This is a genomic window from Streptosporangium sp. NPDC087985, assembly GCF_044741965.1.
GTDB lineage: Bacteria > Actinomycetota > Actinomycetes > Streptosporangiales > Streptosporangiaceae > Streptosporangium.
In genome coordinates this window covers 21,912-43,848 of sequence record NZ_JBIUTQ010000001.1, presented here as the reverse complement: position 1 = coordinate 43,848, position 21,937 = coordinate 21,912, and the positions used below count along the sequence as shown (strand labels likewise).

Annotated in this window: 20 protein-coding genes; 7 read left to right on the top strand and 13 right to left on the bottom strand. The window is 70.5% G+C overall.

All coding sequences use genetic code 11. The annotated features are described in order from the left end of the window. Position 1 precedes the first annotated feature (1 nt). Positions 2-694: a hypothetical protein gene (locus ACIN94_RS00215; protein ID WP_400697449.1), complete on the bottom strand. Its 693-nt coding sequence runs from the start codon at positions 692-694 to the stop codon at positions 2-4. Between the two features lie 133 nt (positions 695-827). On the opposite strand from ACIN94_RS00215, the gene ACIN94_RS00210 reads away from it, so the two are divergent. Further along, complete coding sequence (locus tag ACIN94_RS00210; protein ID WP_400697446.1) at positions 828-1,166, top strand: YkvA family protein; 339 nt, start codon at positions 828-830, stop codon at positions 1,164-1,166. On the opposite strand, the gene ACIN94_RS00205 is transcribed toward ACIN94_RS00210, so the two are convergent. Beyond that, the gene (locus ACIN94_RS00205; RefSeq protein ID WP_400697444.1) at positions 1,147-2,343 is read right to left on the bottom strand and encodes an amidohydrolase family protein; all 1,197 of its coding nucleotides are present in this window, start codon (positions 2,341-2,343) and stop codon (positions 1,147-1,149) included. The two genes, ACIN94_RS00210 and ACIN94_RS00205, sit on opposite strands and share 20 nt — an antisense overlap. A 375-nt stretch (positions 2,344-2,718) precedes the next feature. On the opposite strand from ACIN94_RS00205, the gene ACIN94_RS00200 reads away from it, so the two are divergent. Then, positions 2,719-3,423 (top strand): hypothetical protein, encoded by a 705-nt coding sequence (locus tag ACIN94_RS00200; protein ID WP_400697442.1) that lies wholly within the window; start codon positions 2,719-2,721, stop codon positions 3,421-3,423. 99 nt (positions 3,424-3,522) lie between these two features. On the opposite strand, the gene ACIN94_RS00195 is transcribed toward ACIN94_RS00200, so the two are convergent. Continuing rightward, the gene (locus ACIN94_RS00195) at positions 3,523-4,311 is read right to left on the bottom strand and encodes an SURF1 family protein (RefSeq protein WP_400697440.1); all 789 of its coding nucleotides are present in this window, start codon (positions 4,309-4,311) and stop codon (positions 3,523-3,525) included. Positions 4,312-4,510: 199 nt separating this feature from the next. Between ACIN94_RS00195 and ACIN94_RS00190 the strand changes: the two genes are divergently transcribed. After that, the gene (locus ACIN94_RS00190) at positions 4,511-5,107 is read left to right on the top strand and encodes a TetR/AcrR family transcriptional regulator (RefSeq protein ID WP_400697438.1); all 597 of its coding nucleotides are present in this window, start codon (positions 4,511-4,513) and stop codon (positions 5,105-5,107) included. 84 nt (positions 5,108-5,191) lie between these two features. On the opposite strand, the gene ACIN94_RS00185 is transcribed toward ACIN94_RS00190, so the two are convergent. Beyond that, on the bottom strand, positions 5,192-5,503 hold the full coding sequence (locus ACIN94_RS00185; protein ID WP_400697435.1) for a hypothetical protein: 312 nt from the start codon (positions 5,501-5,503) through the stop codon (positions 5,192-5,194). Positions 5,504-5,651: 148 nt separating this feature from the next. Here ACIN94_RS00185 and ACIN94_RS00180 point away from each other — a divergent pair, with 148 nt between their 5' ends. Next, positions 5,652-7,094 carry a methyltransferase gene (locus ACIN94_RS00180; protein ID WP_400697433.1) on the top strand — a complete coding sequence of 481 codons (1,443 nt, stop codon included), beginning with the start codon at positions 5,652-5,654 and terminating at the stop codon, positions 7,092-7,094. A 308-nt stretch (positions 7,095-7,402) separates the two neighbouring features. On the opposite strand, the gene ACIN94_RS00175 is transcribed toward ACIN94_RS00180, so the two are convergent. From ACIN94_RS00175 to ACIN94_RS00165, 3 genes are all read right to left on the bottom strand, one after another. Then, entirely contained in the window at positions 7,403-10,450 is a 3,048-nt protein-coding gene (locus ACIN94_RS00175) for an AfsR/SARP family transcriptional regulator (RefSeq protein WP_400697430.1), read from the bottom strand. Between the two features lie 387 nt (positions 10,451-10,837). Then, complete coding sequence (locus ACIN94_RS00170; protein ID WP_400697428.1) at positions 10,838-11,482, bottom strand: GNAT family N-acetyltransferase; 645 nt, start codon at positions 11,480-11,482, stop codon at positions 10,838-10,840. Between the two features lie 186 nt (positions 11,483-11,668). Then, complete coding sequence (locus ACIN94_RS00165) at positions 11,669-12,949, bottom strand: pyridoxal phosphate-dependent aminotransferase (RefSeq protein ID WP_400697426.1); 1,281 nt, start codon at positions 12,947-12,949, stop codon at positions 11,669-11,671. 99 nt (positions 12,950-13,048) lie between these two features. Here ACIN94_RS00165 and ACIN94_RS00160 point away from each other — a divergent pair, with 99 nt between their 5' ends. The 3 genes from ACIN94_RS00160 to ACIN94_RS00150 all read left to right on the top strand — a co-directional run bounded on the left by ACIN94_RS00160 (position 13,049) and on the right by ACIN94_RS00150 (position 15,767). Further along, positions 13,049-13,984, top strand: a complete 936-nt coding sequence (locus tag ACIN94_RS00160) for a LysR family transcriptional regulator (RefSeq protein WP_400697423.1) — start codon at positions 13,049-13,051, stop codon at positions 13,982-13,984. A 9-nt stretch (positions 13,985-13,993) separates the two neighbouring features. Continuing rightward, entirely contained in the window at positions 13,994-14,662 is a 669-nt protein-coding gene (locus ACIN94_RS00155; RefSeq protein ID WP_400697420.1) for a ribonuclease HII, read from the top strand. Between the two features lie 67 nt (positions 14,663-14,729). Next, positions 14,730-15,767, top strand: a complete 1,038-nt coding sequence (locus ACIN94_RS00150) for an LLM class flavin-dependent oxidoreductase (protein WP_400697418.1) — start codon at positions 14,730-14,732, stop codon at positions 15,765-15,767. On the opposite strand, the gene ACIN94_RS00145 is transcribed toward ACIN94_RS00150, so the two are convergent. The 6 genes from ACIN94_RS00145 to ACIN94_RS00120 all read right to left on the bottom strand — a co-directional run bounded on the left by ACIN94_RS00145 (position 15,764) and on the right by ACIN94_RS00120 (position 21,742). Continuing rightward, positions 15,764-16,150, bottom strand: coding sequence for an SCO5389 family protein (locus ACIN94_RS00145; RefSeq protein ID WP_400697416.1), 387 nt, complete (start codon positions 16,148-16,150; stop codon positions 15,764-15,766). The two genes, ACIN94_RS00150 and ACIN94_RS00145, sit on opposite strands and share 4 nt — an antisense overlap. Before the next feature lie 63 nt (positions 16,151-16,213). Beyond that, positions 16,214-17,179 (bottom strand): ATP-binding protein, encoded by a 966-nt coding sequence (locus tag ACIN94_RS00140; protein ID WP_400697414.1) that lies wholly within the window; start codon positions 17,177-17,179, stop codon positions 16,214-16,216. 177 nt (positions 17,180-17,356) lie between these two features. Further along, on the bottom strand, positions 17,357-18,232 hold the full coding sequence (locus ACIN94_RS00135; protein ID WP_400697412.1) for an ABC transporter permease: 876 nt from the start codon (positions 18,230-18,232) through the stop codon (positions 17,357-17,359). After that, positions 18,222-19,013, bottom strand: coding sequence for an ABC transporter ATP-binding protein (locus tag ACIN94_RS00130; RefSeq protein WP_400697410.1), 792 nt, complete (start codon positions 19,011-19,013; stop codon positions 18,222-18,224). Before ACIN94_RS00130 ends, ACIN94_RS00135 begins: the two co-directional genes overlap by 11 nt. A 31-nt stretch (positions 19,014-19,044) precedes the next feature. After that, a complete protein-coding gene (locus ACIN94_RS00125) occupies positions 19,045-20,112 on the bottom strand; it encodes an ABC transporter substrate-binding protein (protein ID WP_400697408.1) in 1,068 nt (355 codons plus the stop codon). A gap of 250 nt (positions 20,113-20,362) precedes the next feature. Beyond that, positions 20,363-21,742: an LCP family protein gene (locus ACIN94_RS00120; RefSeq protein ID WP_400697405.1), complete on the bottom strand. Its 1,380-nt coding sequence runs from the start codon at positions 21,740-21,742 to the stop codon at positions 20,363-20,365. Between the last annotated feature and the right edge of the window lie 195 nt (positions 21,743-21,937).

The following is a 21,937-nucleotide window of genomic DNA, read 5'->3' as shown; positions in this document are numbered from 1 at the left end:
GTCACCGGCGGACCCGGCCCCGGCCCTTCAGTGCGGCGATCGCGGTGACCGAGATGACGCCGGTGAAGATCACCAGGATGACCAGCTTGCGATCGGTGCCCTGACGCCGGTCGGCGAAGCGGTCCAGCATCATCTGCCGCTCCAGGGGGTGGGGGGAGTCGGGTGGCTTGACGGCCGGCCGGGGCGTGGGAGATGGGGACGGAGACGGGGACGGGCTCGGCGCGGGGAGGATCCGCGGGAGGGCGGCTCTGCGGGGCGGGGGGGACGGCTCCGCGGGCGGGGGCAGGGGCGACCGGGACGGCGGTGGTTCCGGGGACACGGGCGGCGGAGACGGCGGAGACGGCGGGGGAGGCGGGGGCAGTGGGGGCGCGGTCGGATCCGGAGGCTCGGGTGCGGGATGTCCCGGCTCCGCCGGTGCGGGCTCCGCCGGACGCCAGGGCTCGGCCTCGGGATGCTCCGGTTCCGCCGCCCCCGACCCGATTCCGAGGGTCACCTGCAGCAGGAACGGGGGCTCGCACCCCAACACGGAGATGCGGAGCAGCGACCCGTCGCGCTCCACCTCCCGGCACGGAGCGGGGAGAGCGGCTCGGCCGTGGGCGAACACCGCGGTTCCGGCGGATCCGGCCAGCGCGGGCGCGGCCATCCAGGTCACCAGGACCGCCGCGCCGAGCAGTCCACGCCATTGTCTTTTCATCACTTAAAGGTTCTAACATTTTACGCACGGTGACGTGGTGCACAGTGGGAACGCCGGTTGGAGATCACGCGTTATATCGTGAGGCGGCGGGGTAGGGGGCCGCTGGACGGACGTGCTCCCAAGGAGGTTCCCCATGGCGAAGGCGGCGCGTGCGGCACAGGCCTGGCGGGCGTACAGGAACGTGACGGAGCCGGGGTCCCCCGGTCTCGGCACCCGTCTGAGGGCCATCCCGAAGCTGATCGGCGCGGTGATGCGCGGGCGGTATCCCGGCATGAGCAGGAGCAAGCTCGCCACGATGGGGTTCGGCGTGCTCTACATCATCTCGCCGATCGACGCCATCCCCGACTTCCTGGTGCTCATCGGGGTGGTCGACGACTTCGGGGTCTTCCTGTGGCTGATGGGCTCGCTGCTCGGTGAGAGCGGCCGCTACGTCGACTGGGAGCGCGGACAGGTCAGAGCTTCTCCATCCTGAGCCAGGCGCGGGAGGGTAGCGGGTGGCCGAAAAGGCGGGCGGCGTTGCCGTAGGCCACCCGGGCGATGTCGGCGGCCGGCAGGCTGCCCAGGTTCGTCGCGACGGCCTGCTGGGTGTCGGGCCAGCTGGAGACGGAGTGCGGGTAGCCGCTCTCCAGCAGCACGTGCTCCAGCCCCACGGCCAGGCGCACCCCCGACAGCGCGTGGTCGTTGAGCGTGCCGAAGAAGAAGTTACGGCGCAGGACCTCGCTGGGCTTGAGGCCGCCCTCCCAGGCCGCCTCACCCGCGACCGGGTGGTCCAGGGCGTAGTCGGCCCGTTCGGCCAGCATCGGCAGCCAGCCCACGCCGCCCTCCAGGATCAGGATCCGCAGGGCGGGAAAGCGCAGCGGAACGCCCGACCAGAGCCAGTCGGCACAGGCGAACATGGCGCTCGCCGGCATCAGCGTGGTGATCGCCTCGATGGGGGTGTCCGGAGACGGCACCGGGGTCCAGGAGCCCGCCCCCGCGTGCAGGCAGACGACGGTACCCGTCTCCTCGCAGGCCTGGAAGAACGGGTCCCAGTGATCGCTGTGGATGGAGGGCAGGCGCAGGCGCGTGGGGAACTCGGGGAAGAGCACGGCCTTGAAGCCGCGGGCCGCGTTGTCCCGGATCTCCTTGGCAGCGATCTCGGGGTCGGTCAGCCAGGGGAGCTGCAGGGCGATGATCCGCTCCGGGTAGGTGCCCGCCCAGACGTCGACGTGCCAGTCGTTCCACGCCCGCAGGACCGACAGGCCCAGCTCCTGGTCACGGGTCTTGGCGAAGACCATCCCGGACTGTCCGGCCAGCATGCCGGGGAAGCACAGCGCCGCCCAGACGCCGGCCCGGTCCATGTCCTCGATCCGGGCCTCGATGTCGTGGCAGCCCGGCCGCATGTGCTCGAACCGCACCGGGTCGAGCGTCCACTGCTCACGCGGCAGGCCGGCGCCCACGTCGAGCCCGGCGCACGGGTAGGTGGCTCCGCCGTACCGCCAGACCTGGTGGCCCGAGTCGGTCTCCACCACCTTGGGGGCGAGATCGGCGTATTTTTCGGGGAGTCGTCCCTCGAACATGTCGGGCGGTTCGATCAGGTGATCATCGGCGGAAATGATCACATAGTCCCGCCGCCTGGGCTCGGGGTCAGGAAGCAGCGGCGTAGTCACGCGGTAAACCGTACGTGGCTGGCATAACACTCATCAAGCCGCGAGGGTCTCCGCTTGGTATCTCTGTCAGCCGTACCCGGTGACCTCGGGGCCGCCACGGGGGGAGATGCGGCGACCCCGAGGGGCGGACCCGCCCGAGGGGTGCTGCTCCTGGCGGGCCCCGGTCCGTGCTTCTACCCAAAAAATGTTCAAATATCGGGATTTTTTCCGAAAATAATCCTAGTGGCGGCGATGATCTCCCCGCCCGGTCCCGGCACCCGCGCGGGTCGGGCCGGACGGGACAGGGAGGATCTGTGTCCGCGGTGACGATCAGGCCCGCCACGGCCATGGCGGACGTTCCCCCGCGAGGGAGGATAAAGAGGTAGTAAAGAGAGGGTGACCTTCAACCCGGTCGAGGTGCGTGACGGCTGGCGGATCGCCGGGCTCGTCGTCCGCGCCGTGCTGCTGCTGATCCTGCTCTCGGGCGCCCTGATCGTCGCGCTGAGATCCACCCCCTCCACGCGGACGATGGCCGAGTTCCATGCCGCCGTGGCCGCCGACCGGGTCTCCAGCGTCGAGTACCGCGCGCAGGGCGAGGAGCTCCACTACCTGTGCTGGTCCGAGGGCCCGCTGGCCTGGCATGAGATCCGGACAGTGTCGACCAGTGACGGGATGCGGCCCTACACCGTCGAGGAGTTGCGGAGGGAGATCTCCGGGATCCCCCCGGACCGGGTGAACTGGATGGACGACGGTAGGGCCAGCAGGGGAATCTTCCCCGACTGGCCGTTCGAGACGTACAACCTCGGTGGTGTCCCGGTGGTCGGCATCGCCTGGTGGCTCGCCTTTCTGATCATGCTCGGTTCGGTGCCCCGGCTGGGCAACCGGTGGGCGTGGTTCTGGCTGTTCACCGTGGGGCAGGTCGGCGCGCTCGTGTTCCTGCTGCTCGAACCCCGTCCGCTCTGGCACAGGACCGACAGACGGCCCGTGCCACGGGAGAGGCTGACCGGCGGGCAGGGCTGCCTGATGTCGATCGGCCTGGCGTTTCTCGCCGCGTTCGCCGCAGCGGGCGTCGGCTGGCTCGCGAGCCAGGTCCTGGGCTAGGGTCGCCTTCCCCCGTTGCCCCGGCACCGCTCCTGCCGAGACGGGTTCTCCGGCGAGGCCGCATGACGGACCACCGCCGACCGGCGGTCGCGTCTCAGCTCAGACGTCGGCCGGCTGGGTGTCCTTCTTCCCGGCCTCCGCGGCCCTGAGGTCGGCGGCCTCCCTGCGGATCAGCAGCACCCAGCCGCCGATCGCGATCCCGATGAACAGCCACCACTGCACGCCGTACGCCAGGTTGAGCCCGCCGCCCGCGCCGACGTCCGGCTCGGGCACCGGCGCGGGCGCGGCGGCGGCCTCGGGCGACTGCGAGGTCAGCTCCACGTATCCGCCGAGGAGCGGGTACGGCAGGCCCTGCCCGATCGCCTCGGTGTTGATCAGCAGGACCTGGCCCGGGGGAAGGCCGGCCCGGTTCTGGATGCCCGAGGACTCCTCGGTCTCGCTGGGACGTATCCGGCCGGTGACGGTCACCTCACCCGTGCTCGGCGCGGGGACCTCGGGGAGGGTGTCGGCCGTGGCGCCCGCCTTGACCCACCCCCGGTTCACCAGCACCCCCTTGCCGTCGCCGGTGTTCAGCGGGGTGAGCACGTAGAAGCCGAGCGCGCTCTGCTGGGTACGGCGGCGGACCAGGAGCTGGTGGGCCGTGTCGAACGTCCCCGTCGCCGTCACGGAGCGGTATTTGTCCTGCGTGCGCACGCCGCCGCCGGGCGTGGTCAGGCTCTCCACGGGCACCGGGGCGGCTTCCAGGTTGGCGGTGGTCTGATGGCTGCTGGTGGACCGCTCGTCGAACCGTCCGAACTGCCATCGGCCAAGGAACACGAAGGCGGGGATGACCAGCAGCACCACGACGTGGAGCGCCATCCATCGGCGAGTCAGAAGAAACCGGTACACGCCTTAAGGGTAGGCACCGGGAGCACCGCCCTGTCCTCCGGCCGTGACGTCCGCCGGAGTAGGGGGTGCCCCGGGCCCGGCTTCCGGCGCCGCCCTCGCGCACCGCAGCGCCCGGCCTGCCCGGCGACGGCGTCGAGACCGCCCCGACCTGCCGCCATACTATTTGCGGAACAAGGTTCTGTTGCCTCACCATTGGCCTGTGAAGAGTGCCAAGAACGGACGCGACGGCCGTACCCGGATCGTCGAGGGCGCCCTGCGCCGTTTCAGCCAGGACGGTGTCTCGGCCACCACGCTGGCCAGTCTCCGCGAAGAGAGCGATGTCAGCGTCGGTAGTTTCTACCACCACTTCGCCAGCAAGGAACATGTCTTCGGCGTTCTCTATGCCGAAACCCTCCAGATGTACCAGGACGCCTTCCTCGCCGAGCTGCGGCGTCACGAGGGTGCGAGAGAGGGCATCGAGGCCATCGTCGCGCTGCACATGGCGTGGAGTGGGGAGAACCGCGAGCGGGCCCACCTGCTGATCAGCGAACGGCCGCCCAAGCGCGACGAGCCAGGCGGCGCCGAGGTGTCGGAGGCGCGCCGGGCGTTCTTCAGGCAGGTCTCCGACTGGTGGCGGCCCCACATGAAGGACGGCCTGCTCCAGCCCGTCCACCCGACCATGTGTTACGTGCTCTGGCTGGGCCCGGCCACCGAGATGTGCCGCCTGTGGTTCGCGGGGGCACATCAGCCCACCGAGGAGGAGATAGCGGCCCTCCGCGAGGCCGCCTGGCAGAGCCTGCGCCAGCAGCCCGCCTGATCCCGGTGGTGCGCACGCACGGCCGCCGGGAAGATCTCTGAGGGCTCCGGCCCGGGTCGCGGGGGCTTCCGGGCCGGAGCGGTCTCAGCGCGTGCCCGCCAGTCCCGGCAACCGGGTGAGGACCCGCCAGACCTTCTCGTCCAGGGAGATGTCCAGCCGCAGGTCCTGACGGCGGCGCCGCAGGCCGGGCACGCGCACCCGGTCACAGATGTCCAGCCTGCCGTGCCGGGAGTAGCCGAACCCCAGCTCTCCGGGGAAAACCCGGAGCTCGTCCCGGTTGCCGCACTGGGGACAGGTCCAGGCCACCAGATCCGTCCCCCGGTTGTAGTCATGACAGGCACAGAAATACTCGTCAGGGCAGAAACGGGACTCACAGCCAAAGCAGGGGATCAACATCGCAGATCCTTTGGAGCGGATGGGACGGCTCCCCACAGATACCGTGCCGCGCTTGAGGTCCACTTGCAGAACGCTTGCTCCGCTCTGTGGCAGCCTCGTCACCCTCTGTGTCAAGAGGGTGTGGGGCCTCTGATGCGAGGATGGGCCGGTGAACGATCTGCCTGACCGGCTCAGAGAACTGCTGCTCGACGCCGGCTACACCATCGACGGTGTCCGCGAGCGCCTCGGCGAGGTCGCCGCCACCGCTCTCTCGCGCGAGGAAACGGTGCCCGCCCTGCGTGCCACCCGCGACGGAGACCTCCTCGCCACGCTCATCCGGCTGTGGTGGCTCGGCGTTCCGGTGACCGCGCCCGCCGGTCTCCCGGCGGCCGATCTGGCCGCCGCCGGTCTGGTGACCGTCGAGGGCGGCCAGATCACCTCCACGGTCCACCTGCAGCCCTGGGAGACGGGCGGCTACGTCGTCTCCGACCGCAAGGTCAGGCCGGGCGACCCCGCCCTCCGCGAGGACCACGTCGTCGGTGCCGGCGGGGCCTCGGCGAACCTGGCCCAGCTGGTGTCCCGCCGCCCGGTGGAGCGCGCTCTCGACCTCGGTACCGGGTGCGGGGTCCAGGTGCTGCACCTGGCCGGCCGGGCCCGCGAGATCGTCGCCACCGATGTCAATCCCCGCGCGCTGGAACTGGCCCGGTTGAGCTGGGCGCTGTCCGGCATTCATGGGGTGGACGCCCGGCAGGGCTCCCTGTTCGACCCCGTCGCCGGCGACCGCTTCGACCTGATCGTCTCCAACCCGCCGTTCGTGATCTCTCCCGGCGGCCGGTTCACCTACCGGGAGTCCGGATTCGAGGCCGACGGCTTCTGCCGTGACCTGGTACGGCTGGCTCCGCGCTCTCTCGCCCCCGGAGGCACCTGCCAGCTCCTGGCCAACTGGCTGCACGTCGGCGGCGAGGACTGGCGGGACCGGGTGGGCGGATGGCTGACCGGGACCGGCTGTGACGGCTGGGTGGTGCAGCGGGACGTGCAGGACCCGGCCGAGTACGTGGAGCTGTGGCTGAGGGACGCCGCGGAACAGGGCACCCCCAGGTATCGCGAGCTCTACGACGACTGGCTCGGCTGGTTCGCGTCCATGAACGTCACCGGGGTCGGCTTCGGCTGGATCACCCTGCACGACTCAGGCAGTCTCGACCCCGTCGTCCGGGTGGAGGAGTTCGGCCAGCGAGTGGAGCTCCCGGTCGGCGGATATGTGGACGAGGTGCTCGGCTCGATCGCCGAGGCACACCGGCTGACCGACGCGGAGCTGCTGGGCGCCCGGCTCGCGCTGGCGGACGGCGTGCTGGAGGAGCGGATCGGGCCGCCCGGTGCCGAGGACCCGGCGAGGATCGTGCTCAGGCAGACCAGAGGGCTGCGCCGCAGTGCACAGGTGGGGACCGTGGAGGCGGCTCTCGCGGGAGTCTGCGACGGCGACTATCCACTGGACCCGCTGCTCGCCGCGGTCGCGGAGCTTACCGGAGAAGACCCCGATGACCTGCGGATAAAGGCCCTCGAAGGGCTCCGGCCGCTGATCGCCGAAGGGTTTTTCCACATATCCACAGGGTGATTGTCCACAGGCTGTGGATATCTCCGCCGATCGGTTGTTGATCGGACGTTGAGCGTGGAGGGGCAGGCTCTGACTGTGGGCACGGGACCCGGGGAAAGGGACCGTGTCGAGTCCGGCCGGCCGTCAACGTGAGGCGGTCGGCCATCGGGTGACGCACCGGATAACCGGGCCCCCTACGCGTCCCCCGATGGCCCGACGGCCGGCCGGGCACTCCACGTCCGACTTCCAGGCTCAGACCGATGGGAATCCCAGTGATCAACCACTTCTGGATGACACGCCTCGACGATGACCTGTACGACGGGCTCGGGTCAGTTGCCGACGTGGTCACGGTCGAGCAGGGCGCGCAGGTCAGCGGCCTCGGGCGCGCCGAGCCTGACGAAGATGTCATGGGCGCGCTCAAAACAGTCGTGACTGCGACCGGTGTCGCCGAGGCCGATGAGAGCCCTGCCTAGCACCCACAGGGACAGTGCCTCGCCGTACGGATGGCCGATCTCCCGGCTGACCGTCAGGGCCTGCTCCGCGTGGCGGGTCGCGTCGGAGAACCGGCCGGCGGTGATGAACGTCTCGGCCAGCCGGGAACAGACCCGCTGCTCCCACACCCGCTGCCTGCTGGCCCGGAAGAAGGCCAGGCACTCCGCGTGGTGGTGGACCGCCTCGTTGAGCCGCCCGACCCGCGAAAGGATCATGCCCAGGTGGTAGCGGGCCCGGGCGGTGCCCGCGCTGGAGCCGATCTCGATGAAGATGGCCAGCCCCTGCTCGGCGGCGGCGGTCGCCTGCTCCGGCTGGCCCAGGAACAGGTGGTCACGGGCGGAGTAGCTGAGCGTCAGCGCCTCGCCGCCCCGCGCGCCGACCTCCCTGAACTCCTTGCGTGCCGAGTCGAACCAGGCCAGCGCCTCCGCGTGGCGGCGGCGGCGCCCGGCGACGACGGCCAGCGCGTTCATCGCCTCGCCGACGACGATCCGGTCGCCTCCGGCTGCCAGATCCAGCGACGCCCGGAACTCTTCCTCCGCCTCGGCCAGCCGGTTGGCGCCGAACAGCACCCGGCCGAGCACATAGCGGCAGCGCAGCTCGCTGGAGGTGGCGCCGGCTCGCCGGGCGGCGGCCAGCACCTCCCGGCTCCGCTGGTCGAACTCGCGGGCGTGGCTACCCGACTCCAGCAGCGGTTCCATGGCGAGCAGCAGATTGGCGCCGGGCAGCAGACTCTCGGCGTCCTCGGCGCCGGTGGCCTGGACGATCGACGCGAACAGCGACTCGGCCTCGGCCGACAGCCAGGTCACGGCCTCGTCGGCGGAGATGAAGGAGCGACCCGGTGCGGTCACCACGAGCTGGTCGGCGACCGTGCTGCCCTCGTAGGCAAGCCGGTGCGCCGACCGCGCCGAGGCCAGGTAGAAGTCGAGCAGCCGGCGCAGCGCGAGAGTCCCCTCCCCGGCGGTGTCCGCGCCTCCGCTCCCGGTCCGCCGCCGCGTGTCCTCCTCGGCCCGTTCCGCGGTACGGCGGGCGAAGAGCTTGAGCAGGTCGTGGAAGCGGTAGCGGCCGGGGGCGGGAGCCTCCAGCAGGCTGGCGTCCACGAGGGACTCCAGAATGTCCTCGGTGTCCATCGGGTCCAGCGCGAGCAGCGCGGAGGCGGCCCCGGTCGAGATGCTCGGGCCGCCGGGCAGGGAGAGCAGCCGGAACGCCCGGGCCTGTGCGGGGCTGAGCTGGCCGTAACCGAGGGCGAAGGTCGCCTCCACCGCGAGGTTGCCCACCCGCATCTCGTCCAGGCGGCGGCGCTCGTCGGCCAGCCGGGGCACCAGCGAGGCGACCGTCCAGGAGGGCCGGGCGGCCAGTCGCGCGGCCACGATCCGCACCGCGAGCGGCAGGAAGCCGCAGGCGGCGACGGCGTCCATGGCGGCGGCGCGTTCCGCGGCCACCCGCTCGGCACCGGCGACCGTGCCGAACAGGGTCAGCGCCTCGTCCGGCTCCATGACGTCCAGGTCGACCAGCCGTGCCGCGGCCAGGTCGGCGAGCTTGCCGCGGCTGGTAACGATCGCCGCGCAGCCGGTTGAGCCGGGCAGCAGCTGGCCGACCTGTGCGGCGTCCCTGGCGTTGTCGAGCAGCACGAGCATCCGCCGGTCGGCCAGCAGCGAGCGGAACAGCGCCGACCGCTCGGCCAGGCCGTCCGGGATGACGTCCGGGGGGAGGCCGAGTGCGCGGAGGAACGCCGCCAGCACGGACTCGGGCGCGGTCGGCTCCTCGCCGTATCCGCGCAGGTCGGCGTAGAGCTGGCCATCGGGGAACAGGCCATGCAAGGTGTGGGCGACGTGCACCGCGAGCGCTGTCTTGCCGACACCGCCTATGCCCGAGATGGCGGCCACCGGCACGCCGTCGGCGCCGCCCTGGGCGGTCAGCAGGGTGCACAGGCGGGCGGTGAGCTGGCGGCGACCGGTGAAATCGTTCACGGCGGCGGGGAGTTGCGCCGGGCGCGGCAGTTCGGAGGCGGCGGGTTCGGTGGGCTCCGTCTCCCGGGCCGGGGGGTCGGGAGCGTCGGCGGATGCGAGCCGTACCGGATCGACACCGGAGACGGGGGCGAGGGTGAGGCCGGGATCGCCGGCGAGGATGCGCTGGTGCAGGGTGGTCAGGCCGGGGCCCGGCTCGATGCCGAGCTCTTCGATCAGCACGGTGCGGGTGTCGGCGAAGGCCGCCAGCGCGTCCGCCTGCCGTCCGCACCGGTAGTAGGCCAGCATCAGCTGGGCGCGGAGCCGTTCGCGGAGCGGGTGGTCGGCGGTCAGCACGATCAGTTCGGAGACGACGTCGGCGTGCCGCCCCAGCTCCAGGTCCAGGTCCATCAGGGTTTCGAGCACGCTCACACGGCGCTCGACGAGCCGGTCGCGCTGATGCTCGGCGTAGGGACCGACGGCACCGGCCAGCGGCTCGCCGGTGCACAGCGTCAGGCTCGCGCGCAGGCTCTCCGCCGCCTCGGCGAGGTTCCCGGCGCGGCGGGCGACCTCGGCCTCCTGGACACCCCGATCGAAGAGGGCCAGGTCGAGGGTGCCGCCGTTCAGGCGCAGCGCGTAGCCGCGGCCCACCGAGGTGAGCAGCTCGGGCCGGGTGCGAGGGGATCTGCTGGGCTCCAGCACGGTCCGCAGCCGGGAGACATAGGTGCGCAGCGCACCGAGCGCACGGGGTGGGGCGTCCTCCCCCCAGATGGCGTCGATCATCTCGGCCGGAGTCACCGCCCGGCCTTCGCGCAGGAGCAGCATCGCCAGAATGGAACGTTGCAGCGGGGTGCCCAGATCGATTTCCGCACCGTCACGCCAGGCCTGGACAGGGCCGAGCACGGCAAAGCGCAGCCCGTTTTCGCTGCCCTGAACAGCCATTTCTCTGATCTCCACCTTAATGGAAAGTTTTATGACCAAATAATAGTTCCTCCGTTGCTCACTCCATAGATGGTCACCGGCTCGTTGACCGAAGCGTTGATTGGTCATCAATCGGGCGTTGAGCCGGAAGCGGGATGCTTGGGAGGTCGGGCATGGCGCCATACGGGGGCTGTCATGCCCGACATGTCAGCAGATTGCAGGCACTGATAAAGGCGCTGTAAGTGCTGTGCGGCACGTGGGACTACATCTACGAGGCCGACGACGGCGACGAGCAGGACGGGTGACACGGATAAGACGGTCGCCGGATGAACGTCAGGCCCGCCCGGAGCTCCGGGCGGGCCTGACGTTCCTTCTTCCCATGAAGTCGTTGAAGTGACAGGGGTGCTTCTACGCGGCCTCGAACAGACCGAGCCGCGCGTGTATCCGTTCTCGGACCAGCGGCCACTCGGAACTCAGGATCGAGTAGTAGGCGGTATCTCGGACCGTGTCGTCGGCGCCTCGGGTCTCAGCCCGTCGCACACCGTCGAGGTGTGCGCCGAGGGCCTCGATGGCGGCCCGGGATCGTACGTTCCGTACGTCGGCCTTGAGCGTTATGCGGTGGACCTGCCAGGTCTCGAAGGCGTGGGAGAGCATCAGATACTTGCTCTCGCGGTTGACACCTGTGCCCTGGGCCGAAGCGGCCAGCCAGGTGTAACCGATGTCCGCCACGGACGGGACCTCGCCCACCGCACTACGTGCACCCGGAGGCCAGGGCATGGGGCCCTGCCAGTACTCCAGGTTCATGAGACGGGTGGCACCGACGACACGGTCGGTGTGCAGCCACCGGATGGCGAAGGGCATCGTGCGGCCCTCCGCCTGCTCAGCCAGAGTGGCCTCCACGTAGGAGACCATCTCGCCCCGGCCTTGGGGAACGCGAGTGAAGGCGTATGTAGAACGGTCTTCACTCGCCGCGGCGACGAGGTCGTCGACGGCCGCGAGGCTGAGCGGTTCCAGGCGCACGGAGCGCCCGGACAGGGTGACAAAAGCGGGCATGAGCACATGATGAGGGCTCACCAGGATGCCGAGTGCCAAATGACACGGGACATCTTGGTGAGCATCCGGGAAAATACCTGCCACTTCGATCTATGGAGGGTAAAAGGCCAGGTCAGACAGGTAGACGCTGTCTGAGGCGGTGTCGGCCTCAAGGTAAATTTTCCCCCAAGTGGTATCCGCCCGAGATCACCCTCCCGTCGGGGCCGGGACGAGGGGGAAGTCCATGCGCCGGCCGGGTGCCCGCCGCGCCGTTCCGAGGCTGGTCAGAGCCTCACTCAGGTGGTCCAGCGAGGCGGCGATCCAGGGTAGTTCGAGAGGGTCGGGAGCGCACAGCGCGGCCAGCCGTCGCTCGGCGGTCTCGCCGTACAGGAGGCTGGTCGCCACCCGCACCCGGAGGGCCCGGGGATCGTCGCCGAAGGCGTGGCCGGGAAGCACGCCGACACCGTGCCGGTCGAGCAGGGCCGCGGTCAGTTCGGTGGAGGTCGCGAAAGCCAGTCCGGTGAAATCGGGGTAGAGGTAGAAGCCGCCCTGCGGCGCGTCCACCCGCACGCCCGCCCGGACGAACCTCTCGTGTACGGCCCGCGCCACCGTGCCGTGCAGCCGCCGGCTCTCGTCGATCCGCTCGACGAGCTCGGCGGGCTCGGTGTAGGCGTAGGCAGCCGCCTGCTGGACCGGCGCCGCCGGGCTGGACCAGATCTCGCTGGCCACGGCGAGCAGCCGGTCGCGCAGCTCCACGGACGGGAGCCGGGCGACGCCGATCCGCCAGCCGCCGAGCGCGAGGCTCTTGCTGAGTCCGCTGGTGATCACGGTGCGCTCGGGGGCCAGGTCGGCCGGGCTGAGGAAGTCCGCGGTGGTGTCGTGGACGAGATCGCGGTAGATCTCATCGGAGATGATCATGAGGTCCAGCTCGCGGGCGACCTCGGTGATCCGCCTGACCGTGTCCGCCGAGGCCAGCGTGCCGGTGGGGTTGTCGGGCAGCGTGACCAGCAGGGAGCGCACCTCGCGTCCCTGGGCGCGCGCGGACAGGACCGCGGAGACGACCCGATCGGGGTCCGGCACCCCTCCCTCGCCGGGGGGCGCCGGGATGAGCAGGGGGCGCGCCCCGACCAGCTCGGCCTGGGCGGCGTAGCTGACCCAGCTCGGCATCGGCAGCACGATGTCGCCGCCGATCGCGAGCAGCAGGCCGTAGAGCAGGGACTTGCTTCCGGGGCCGCAGACCACGAGCTCGGGGTCGGTGGGCAGGCCCCGCCGGTGCCAGTACCCGGCCGCCGCCTCCCGCAGCACGGCCGCCCCGGCGACCGGCCCGTACCCGTTGTGTCCGGACGCGGCGACCAGCCGTTCGCGCAGCGCCGGATGAACGGGCAGACCGGCCTCCCCGAAGGCCAGGTGCAGCACGCGCTCACCGGCGCGCCGTCTTCGCTCGATCTCCTCGTTGGTCGCCAGGGTGGCGGAGAGCATCACGTTCATGGGGAAGTCCTATCGCTTGTTGCGGAACGTTCCCCATCGTGCTGTTATGCAGGCATCAGGACAAGCTTCGGTTGTTGTGGGTAGGCGTAAGGAAATCCGATGCTCGATTTGCGGCGTTTGATGCTGATCTGCGAATTCGCCCGCCGGGGGAGCATCGCGGCCACCGCCCTCTCCCTCGGCTACAGCCCTTCGGCGGTCTCCCAGCAGCTGGCGGCACTGGAGCGGGAAGCCGGGGCCGTACTGCTCGACCGGACCGCCCGCAGCGCCGAGCTGACCGACGCCGGTCGCCGCCTGGTCGAGCACGCCGAGCGCATCCTGGCCATGGTCGAGACCGCCGAGTCCGACCTGTCCGCGCAGGCGGCGACCCCCTCGGGCCGGGTCACCGTCACCGCCTTCCCGACCGCCGCGGTGGCCTTCGCGCCCGCGCTGGCCCGGACGCTGCGCCGCCACACCGCGCTGACCCTGCGGATGGGGCAGGGGCGTTCCGGGCGCGGGATGCGTGAGGTCCAGTCGGGCGAGGTGGACATCGCCCTGGTGGACGACTGGTACGGCCGGGCCCACCCGTCCGACACGCTGCGGATCTTCCCGTTGCTGCACGACCGGCTGGTGCTCGTGGTGCCGCGCAAGCACCGGCTCGCCTCCCCGGACGAGCCCGTGGACCTGCGTGAGCTCCGTGACGAGCCGTGGATGGCCACCCCGGACGGTGAGCCCTCCCGGCTGGCCATGGACCGCCTGCTGGCCGACGTCGGCGGTGTCCAGCCGGTGCCGTGGGAGTTCGAGGGGCTGAGCACCATAATCGGCCTGGTCGCCAAGGGCATCGGCATCGCGGTCGTCCCCGCCCTGGCCCTGGCCTCCGGGGTCCGCGGCATCGCCGTCCGCGAGTTTCCCGGCGCCCCGGTCGGCCGCGAGGTCCACGCGGTCGCCCGCGCCTCCAGCGTCCACCGCCCCGCCGTGTCCGTCACCCTGCGCGCCATCCACGTGGCCGCCCGCCTCCTCGCCGCCGACCTGGCGGCGGTCGAGCTCGCTGCCCGGTAACGTCGGGGCGTGCCTCCCTCCTATGCGCTTGAGCGACTGCTGTCGGCCGGCGGGACGAAGTTGGTGGCCGGGGTCGACGAGGTCGGCCGGGGCGCCTGGGCCGGGCCGGTGGCGGTCTGCGCGGTCGTCACGGACCTGTCGGAGCCGCCCGCCGGGCTGACCGACTCCAAGATGCTCAGCCCCGCCCGCCGTACCGGCATGGTGGCCGAGATCACCGGCTGGGCGGCCGGGATCGGGTACGGCGAGGCGTCGCACGAGGAGATCGACGCGCTCGGCATGACCGAGGCCCTGCGCCGGGCGGCCCGCCGGGCGCTCGCGGACCTCCCGATCCGGCCCGACGCGGTCATCCTCGACGGCAAGCACGACTACCTGGGCACGCCGTGGCCGGTCCGGTGCGAGATCAAGGGCGACCTGTCCTGTGTCTCCGTGGCCGCGGCCTCGGTGATCGCCAAGGTCCGCCGGGACGCCTACATGGCCTCACTCGGCTTCGAGGAGTACGGCTTCGCTGACAACGCGGGCTACCCCTCCCCGGTCCACCAGGCGGCCCTGGCCTCCCTCGGACCGACCGAGCACCACCGCCTGTCCTGGTCCTACCTGGACGACCTGCCCCGCTGGCGCCACCTCAAGAGACACCGCAACCCCCTCGCGGGCGAAGGCCAGCTCGGACTATTCGGATGAAGCGCCGTCCGGCTGGAACGGTGATCTGACCTATCCCGCTCACGCGCGCCGTTTCAAAGTACTGACTATGCGTATCGGTGTCTTTCTGGTTGCGGCGGGATTTCCGGGGCGGAGTGCGGGGGAGGTGCTGCGGGACACGGTGGAGGCGGTCGTGGCCGCCGAGGAGGCGGGGTTCGACGACGCCTGGATCGCCGAGCACCACTTCATGTCGTACGGCGTGTGCCCGTCGGCGGTGACGCTGGCCGGGGTGGCGCTGGGCCGTACCTCCAGGATCCGGGTCGGGACGGCGGTGAGCGTGCTGTCCACCCGGCATCCGGTCGATCTGGCGGAGCAGGCGGCGATCCTCGACCAGGTCTCAGGCGGGCGGTTCACGCTCGGAGTGGGCAGGGGCGGCCCGTGGGTGGACCTGGAGGTGTTCGGGACGGGGCTGCCGAGGTTCGAGCGTGGTTTCCCCGAGTCGCTGGATCTGCTGTGCGCCGCGCTGGCGGGGGACACGGTCGCGGCGGACGGGGAGTTCTTCCGGTTCAGGGAGGTGCCGATGGTCCCGGCCGCCAGGCTCCGGCCGGTCGTGGCGTGCACCTCGCCGCAGACCGTCACCCTCGCCGCCGAGCGGGGCCTGCCGATGCTACTGGGCATGCACATCGGGGACGAGGAGAAGGCCGCCCTGCTCCGGGACTACCGGGAGGCGGCCGAACGGCAGGCGCCGGCCGGTGAGCGGGAGGGCCGGGACCACCGGGAGGCGGCCGGAGGAGACCGTCCCGGGCATGTGGCGGCGGTCGTGGGACACGTGGCCGACTCGACGGCGCAGGCCGTACGGGAGCTCCGGGAGTCCATGCCGCGGTGGCTGGAGCCGGGGCTCGCGGGATATCTGCCGGTGGACGGTCGGGCCCGGCCGCAGCGCGATATTTCCGGATATGTGGATTTTCTCTGTGACACACACCCGGTCGGCTCGCCCGGCCACTGCGTCGAGAAGATCGTGCGGACCGCGCAGGTCACCGGGCTGCGGCACCTGATCCTCATGGTCGAGGGCGCGGGCGACCAGGCCCGCACCCTCGCGAACATCAGGCGGCTCGGGGCGGAGGTGCTACCCCGGGTCCGGTTCTAGCAGTCGACGAGCTCGGGCGTCTGGTTGAGGATCTGGGATCGGGCCGTGACGAACTCGGCGTGGGCCTTGGTGGCGGAGGGGTCGAAGACCGCGACCCGGTGGCAGTTCTGGAAGGCGAGTCTCACTCCGAAGTGGCGCTCCAGGGCGCCACGCATGGAGTCGCTGGCGAGGCAGCGCAGGAGCTGGCCGCGGGCGGCCTCATCCGGCGGGGGAACGGTGTTGTCGGCGAACTCGGCGCCGGTGCGGTCACGCTGCTCGACCAGCTCGGTGATCACCGACCAGGCATACGGCAGGGATTCACGGACGCAGGTGACGAATGCCGCGTCATCCACCTCACCGGCTCTCGCCTGATCGAGAAGATCTTTCGAAACGGTCAGCGACATGCTGCGTTCTCCTCTCAGAAGGGGATCGTTCAGACACTAGGTCGGGTCCGGTGGCCGCTCCATCTAGCCGGGGAGCGACACTCGTGTGGGCCCGAAGACGAACTCGGGGTCGATCTGGGCGGCGAGATCCTCGCCGGTGGCCCTGTTCGCCCAGGCCTTGGCGTTCTTGAGGTGGAACTGCACGGCCTGGCGGCCGGACCGCGACCAGTCCTTCTCCTGGGCGTCCAGGTGCTTCAGGAGCATGCCCAGAGCCTCGGAGTTGACCGGTTCCAGATCCCGCAGGCTGAACCGGCGCCCCTGCTCCATCGCCCGGATCGCCGCCGAGTGCTCCAGGCACACCAGCAGGTCGTCGCCGACGTGCTCGCGCAGGAAGTCCACATCCTCCGGGCCGTGCACCTTGTTGCCGACCACCGCCACCGGCACGTCGTAGTCGGCCGCGTAGTCGCGGTACTGCCGGTAGACCCCGACCCCCTGCCGGGTCGGCTCGGCCACCAGGAACGTCAGATCGAACCGGGTGAACAGCCCCGAGGCGAAGGAGTCGGCTCCGGCGGTCATGTCCACCACCACGTACTCCCCCGCCCGGTCGACCAGGTGGTTGAGATACAGCTCCACCGCGCCGACCTTGGAGTGGTAGCAGGCCACCCCCAGGTCGTCCTCGCTGAACGGGCCGGTGACCATCAGCTTCGGCCCGTCCGGCGTGGTGGTGGCGAACCCGGTGTGGATGGGGTCGTCGGGCTCCTCCAGGTGCAGCAGCCGCGAGCCGCGGCCCGGCGGGGTGGTCTTGACCATCGCCGCGGCCGAGGAGATGCGCGGGTTGTCGCCCCGCAGGTATTCCTTGATCTCGGTCAGGTGCGCGCCCATCGGCCGGGGCAGCGCGTCCTCTTCCACGCCCAGGGCCATGCCCAGGTGCTGGTTGATGTCGGCGTCAATCGCGACCACCGGCCCGCCCCGGTGTGCGGTGTATCTCGCGAACAGCGCCGACAGGGTCGTCTTCCCGCTGCCGCCCTTACCGACGAATGCCACCCTCACAACGACGATCCAATCTGGTTATGAAAACCATTGCAACATCTGAAGGTGATTATCATGTCACGTTCGGTGACGGCCCGCAGCACGGTACCGGGTTCTGGCGGAGATCCGCATGCCGGCTCACGGTCGGTCGGCAGCCGGGTCAGGCCCCGCCGGGGGCACTCACCTGCATCGTCACTGTCAGTCGCGCACCTGCCGGAGGCCCCAGCGGCGGCGCAGGGAGTTGTCGGCCGTCTCGAACAGCAGGTCCACCCCGATGCCGATGATGAGAATCACGATCATGGTGGAGAGCAGGCCGGCCGAGTCCGCGAGCTCCCGGTCGAAGAACAGCCGCTCGCCCAGCGAGGACTGGTGGGCGATGATGACCACCAGCTCGCCCGCCATCAGTGAGCGCCAGGCGAAGGCCCACCCCTGCTTGAGCCCGGCGAGGAACGACGGGAGCGACGCCGGCAGGATCACGTGACGGTAGAGCTGGAGGCGGCGGAAGCCGAGCACGTGTCCGGCGCGCAGCAGGATCGGCGGCGTGTAGTCCACCCCGGCGATCAGGCCGTTCGCGATGGAGGGCGCGGCGCCGAGGATGACCACGAAGGTGATCGCACTCTCCGTCAGCCCGAACAGCAGGATGGCCAGTGGGAACCAGGCGATCGACGGCATGGTCTGCAGGCCCGTGATCAGTGAGCCGAAGGCGGCCCGCAGTACCCGGATCCGGGACACCACGGCGCCGAGGACCAGCCCGAGCAGCACCGAGACGGCGAAGCCGGTGACCGCGCGGCGCATCGTCACACCGATGGCCTCCCAGTACTCGCCGCTGGTCAGACGTCCGGCGAGGACCGGGACGACGTCGGCAGGCCCGGCGAAGACGTAGTCCGGCCAGAAACCGGCCCACACCACGCCCTGCCAGATCGCCAGCACCATGCCGACCGCCAGGGCCATCGGCCAGATACGGCCCCAGATCCGGGGGGCGATTCCGCGGCGCGTGCCGCCGCCCAGCTCCAGCGCGTCGAGCCCGGCGAGCTGCCGGGCGTGGGTGTCCGTGGTCACCTGGTCAGCGGCCATGGCGCATGACCTCCTCGCGCAGCCGGGTGGTGATGGCGCCGGCGAGCTCGGCGACCTCCGCCGAGTCGGTACGGCGGGGCCGGTCGAGGGCGACCGCGAAGTCCTCGACGACCCGGCCGGGGCGGCTGCTGAGCAGGACCACCCGGTCGCCCAGCCGTACGGCCTCGCGGACGTTGTGGGTGACGAACAGCACGCTGAGCCCGCGCTCCCGCCAGATCCGCTCCAGCTCGTCGTGGAGCAGGTCGCGGGTCATCGCGTCCAGCGCGCCGAACGGCTCGTCCATCAGCAGCACGTCCGCGTCCTGGGCGAGCGCGCGGGCCAGGGAGACCCGCTGGCGCATGCCGCCGGACAGCTCGTGCGGGCGTCTGTCGCCGAAGCCGCCCAGGTGGACGATGTCCAGGAACTCCCTGGCCCGGGCCTGGCGTTCGCGCCTGGCCACGCCCTGGACCCGCAGCGCCATCTCGACGTTGGCCGAGACGGTGAGCCAGGGGAACAGCGCGGGCTCCTGGAACATCATGGCGATCTTGCGGCCCTCGGCGCCGATCCGGCCGGCCGTGGGGTTGTCGAGTCCGGCGACCAGGGAGAGCAGCGTGCTCTTGCCGCAGCCGGAGGCGCCGAGGAGGCAGACGAACTCGCCCGGCTCGACGGAGAGCGAAACGTTGTCGAGTGCCAGGAGGCTGTGCCCACCCTGGCCGTAGATCTTGGAGACGCCGTCCAGCCGGACCGCGGGCTCGCCACCCTCGGTCCGGCCGGCCGTCCGCTCCCTGAGCGGAGCTGTCACTTGTCCTCCAACCGGAGACGGAGCGGTGGGGTTATCTGTCGGCGACCGCGGTCTCGCCCCTGGCCTTGAGGATCTCGTTGAGGGGGACGAGGTCGTAGATGCCGTTCAGGTCGACGGGCTGCAGCAGACCGACCTTGATCGCGTGGTCCGCGCTGCCGGTCAGGGAGGAGGCGATCGGGTCGTTGGTGAAGGTGATGTTCTTGAAGACGCTGTCCAGGACTTCCTGCTTGAGCGGCTTGCCGGTCAGCTTCTCCAGCGCGCTGTTGACGGTCGTGGCGGCGTCGGCCGGGTCGTTGTTGATCGCGGCGTTGGCCTCGACGTGTCCTTCGAGGAGCTGCCTGACCGTCTCGGGATGCTGGGCGGCGAACTCCTGGCGGACGATCAGGTGAGTGATCACGAACTGCCTGTCCGGCCAGAGGTCGCGCTCGTCGACGAGGATCTTGCCCCCGCTCTCCTGGACCAGGCGGCTGGCGAACGGCTCGGGCACCCAGGCGCCGTCGATGTCGCCGGTGGCGAAGGTCTGCAGGGTCTGGGAGTTCTCCTGCGGGATGATGTTGACGTCGCCGCCGCCCTTGGTGTCGGCCTTCAGGCCCTTCTCCTGCAGCCAGTAGCGCAGGGCCACGTCCTGGGTGTTGCCGAGCTGCGGCGTGGCGATCTTCTTGCCCCTGAGGTCCTCGGGGCCGTTGATCCCGGGCTTGACGACCAGGTAGACGCCCCCGGAGGCCGAGCCGGCAATGATCTTGATCGCCTTGCCCTTGGACTTGGCCCAGGCGTTGATGGCCGGGTTGGGGCCGATGTAGGTGGCGTCGATCGCGCCGGAGAAGATCGCCTCGATCGCGGCGGGGCCGGCGTTGAAGGAGCTGGTCGTGAGCTTGGTGCTGCCGAGGTGCTTGGCGAACAGGCCCTTCTCGATGCCGACCAGCGCGGTGGAGTGCGTGATGTTGGGGAAGTATCCGAGCCGGACCTCCGCGAGCCTGCCCCCACCGCCGGCGGAGGCCGCGGCTCCCGCCGGCTCCGTGCCCCCGCAGGCGGTCGCCAAGGTCGTGAGCGCCAGTGCGGCCAGTGCGGCCACCACCCCGCGAACCCCGCGAGCGTTCATAGCCACTCCCTAATCCCTACTTAATAAGTCGGCTATGTGTATATAAGAACCAAGCTTGCCTACCGGTCAAGTAGGGATTAGGGGTAAAGGCTCATCGTTACCGCTCCGTGTTCTTACGTGCGGGGTCCGGCACCGGTCGCAGCCCGGCGCCGCCGAGCCCGCGGGCAGGCGCCCGCGGGAATCGTGGTGGGCCCGGGACGGCGGGTCAGCCGCAGGCGGAGCCGAGAATCGGGGTGAACCCAGACAGGCGTTATCTGCAGACGGAGTCGAGGATGACGGCGCCGTGCCCCGGGTGCCTGCGGACGCCCTTGGCGAGGCTGGGCCCGGCAAGTGTGGAGGGGGTGGCGGCCGGGGCCGCCAGGATGGTGCTGATCTTACGTCTGATCAGGCTGTAGTCGGGGTTGGCGGTGTTGATCAGCGGGGGGATGAACTGGAAGCTCCTGATCTCGGCGTTCTTCACCTTGTCGGACAGGTCGATCAGGTTCGGCAGCAGCGCCTGCGGGATGTCGGTGGAGACCGCGCGCATCGTGGCGTCGGCCAGCTTCTCGAAGCTCCTCAGCACCGTCACCGGATCGGCCTGCTTGGCGACGGCGTTCAGCAGGCACTTCTGCCGGCCCATGCGGACGTAGTCGTCGCTGTCGGTACGGGACCTGCCGAACCAGAGCGCCTCCGAGCCGGACAGCCTGCGGGTGCCCGCACTGATCAGGCCCTCGTTCTGCCTGCCGTACACGATGGGCTCCTTGACGGTGACCTTCACCCCGCCCATCGCATCGATGATGTTGGCGAAGCCGCCCATGTCGAGCATCACGTAGTTGGTGATGTTGAGTCCGGTGATGTCGCTGACCGTCCTCTTGAGCAGGGTCGGGCCGCGGTGACCCGTGGGGACGCCCGGGACCATGTCGGGGTAGTCCTCGGCGTACTGGAAGACCTCGTTGAGGAGGCCCGGGGTGTAGGGCGGCTCGCCTCCGAAACCGTAGGGGAAGCGGTCGCGGGCCGGGCCGACGGGCATCGGGACGTGTTCCAGGTTCCTGGGCAGGCCGAACAGGACGGTGTCGCCCGTCCTGGTGTCGATGCTGGCGACGGTCATGCTGTCGGTGCGCACGCCGGGCCTGGCGGGTGCCGCGTCGGCGCCGAGCAGCAGGATGTTCACCCGTTCGCGGCCCCGCCACGGATCCACCGGGATCGGGATGGTCTCCCTGGCGAACACGGAGGTGACCACGTGCTTGGAGACGAGCGCCAGACGGGCCACGTAGGCCATCGGGGCGATTATCAGCGCGCACAGCAGGCCGACCGCGAGGGCGGAGAGGTAGCGGGCCGGACGGGACAGGGCCTCGGGCCGGACCAGCTGGTAGGACCGGATGGCCACGGTGACGGTGGCGGCGGCGAACAGGAGCGCGCACAGTGCGAGGGTCCACAGCCAGCCTGGCTGCACGGCCAGGGAGAGCAGCTCCGGCTGGGCCTTGAACAGGGCGGTCACGGTGGCCGCGACGAGGATCACGTAGATCCCCATCAGGAGGGCGCCTGTCACGCGCCGGCCCACCCACAGGTGGGCCAGACCCCACAGCACGGCCGACCCCAGCGTCAGCGCCAAGCTCGTTGCGACGCTCTGACCAGCCTGTTTAGCTGCCATCTTTCTAACATCTCCTGTTCATCGCTCTCGCGTGTCACAGGTTAGTAACGGTTGTCGGATGAATGGGCTATGTGGTCGCGCGACGCGCTGAGAGGCGCAGGTCAAGCTTCTGTGCGCACAGTCCGTTGTTCCGGCGATCACCGACCCTCAAATTGTGGTCAAAAAGGACATACTTCCCTTCCGGGCAGGGCAGGG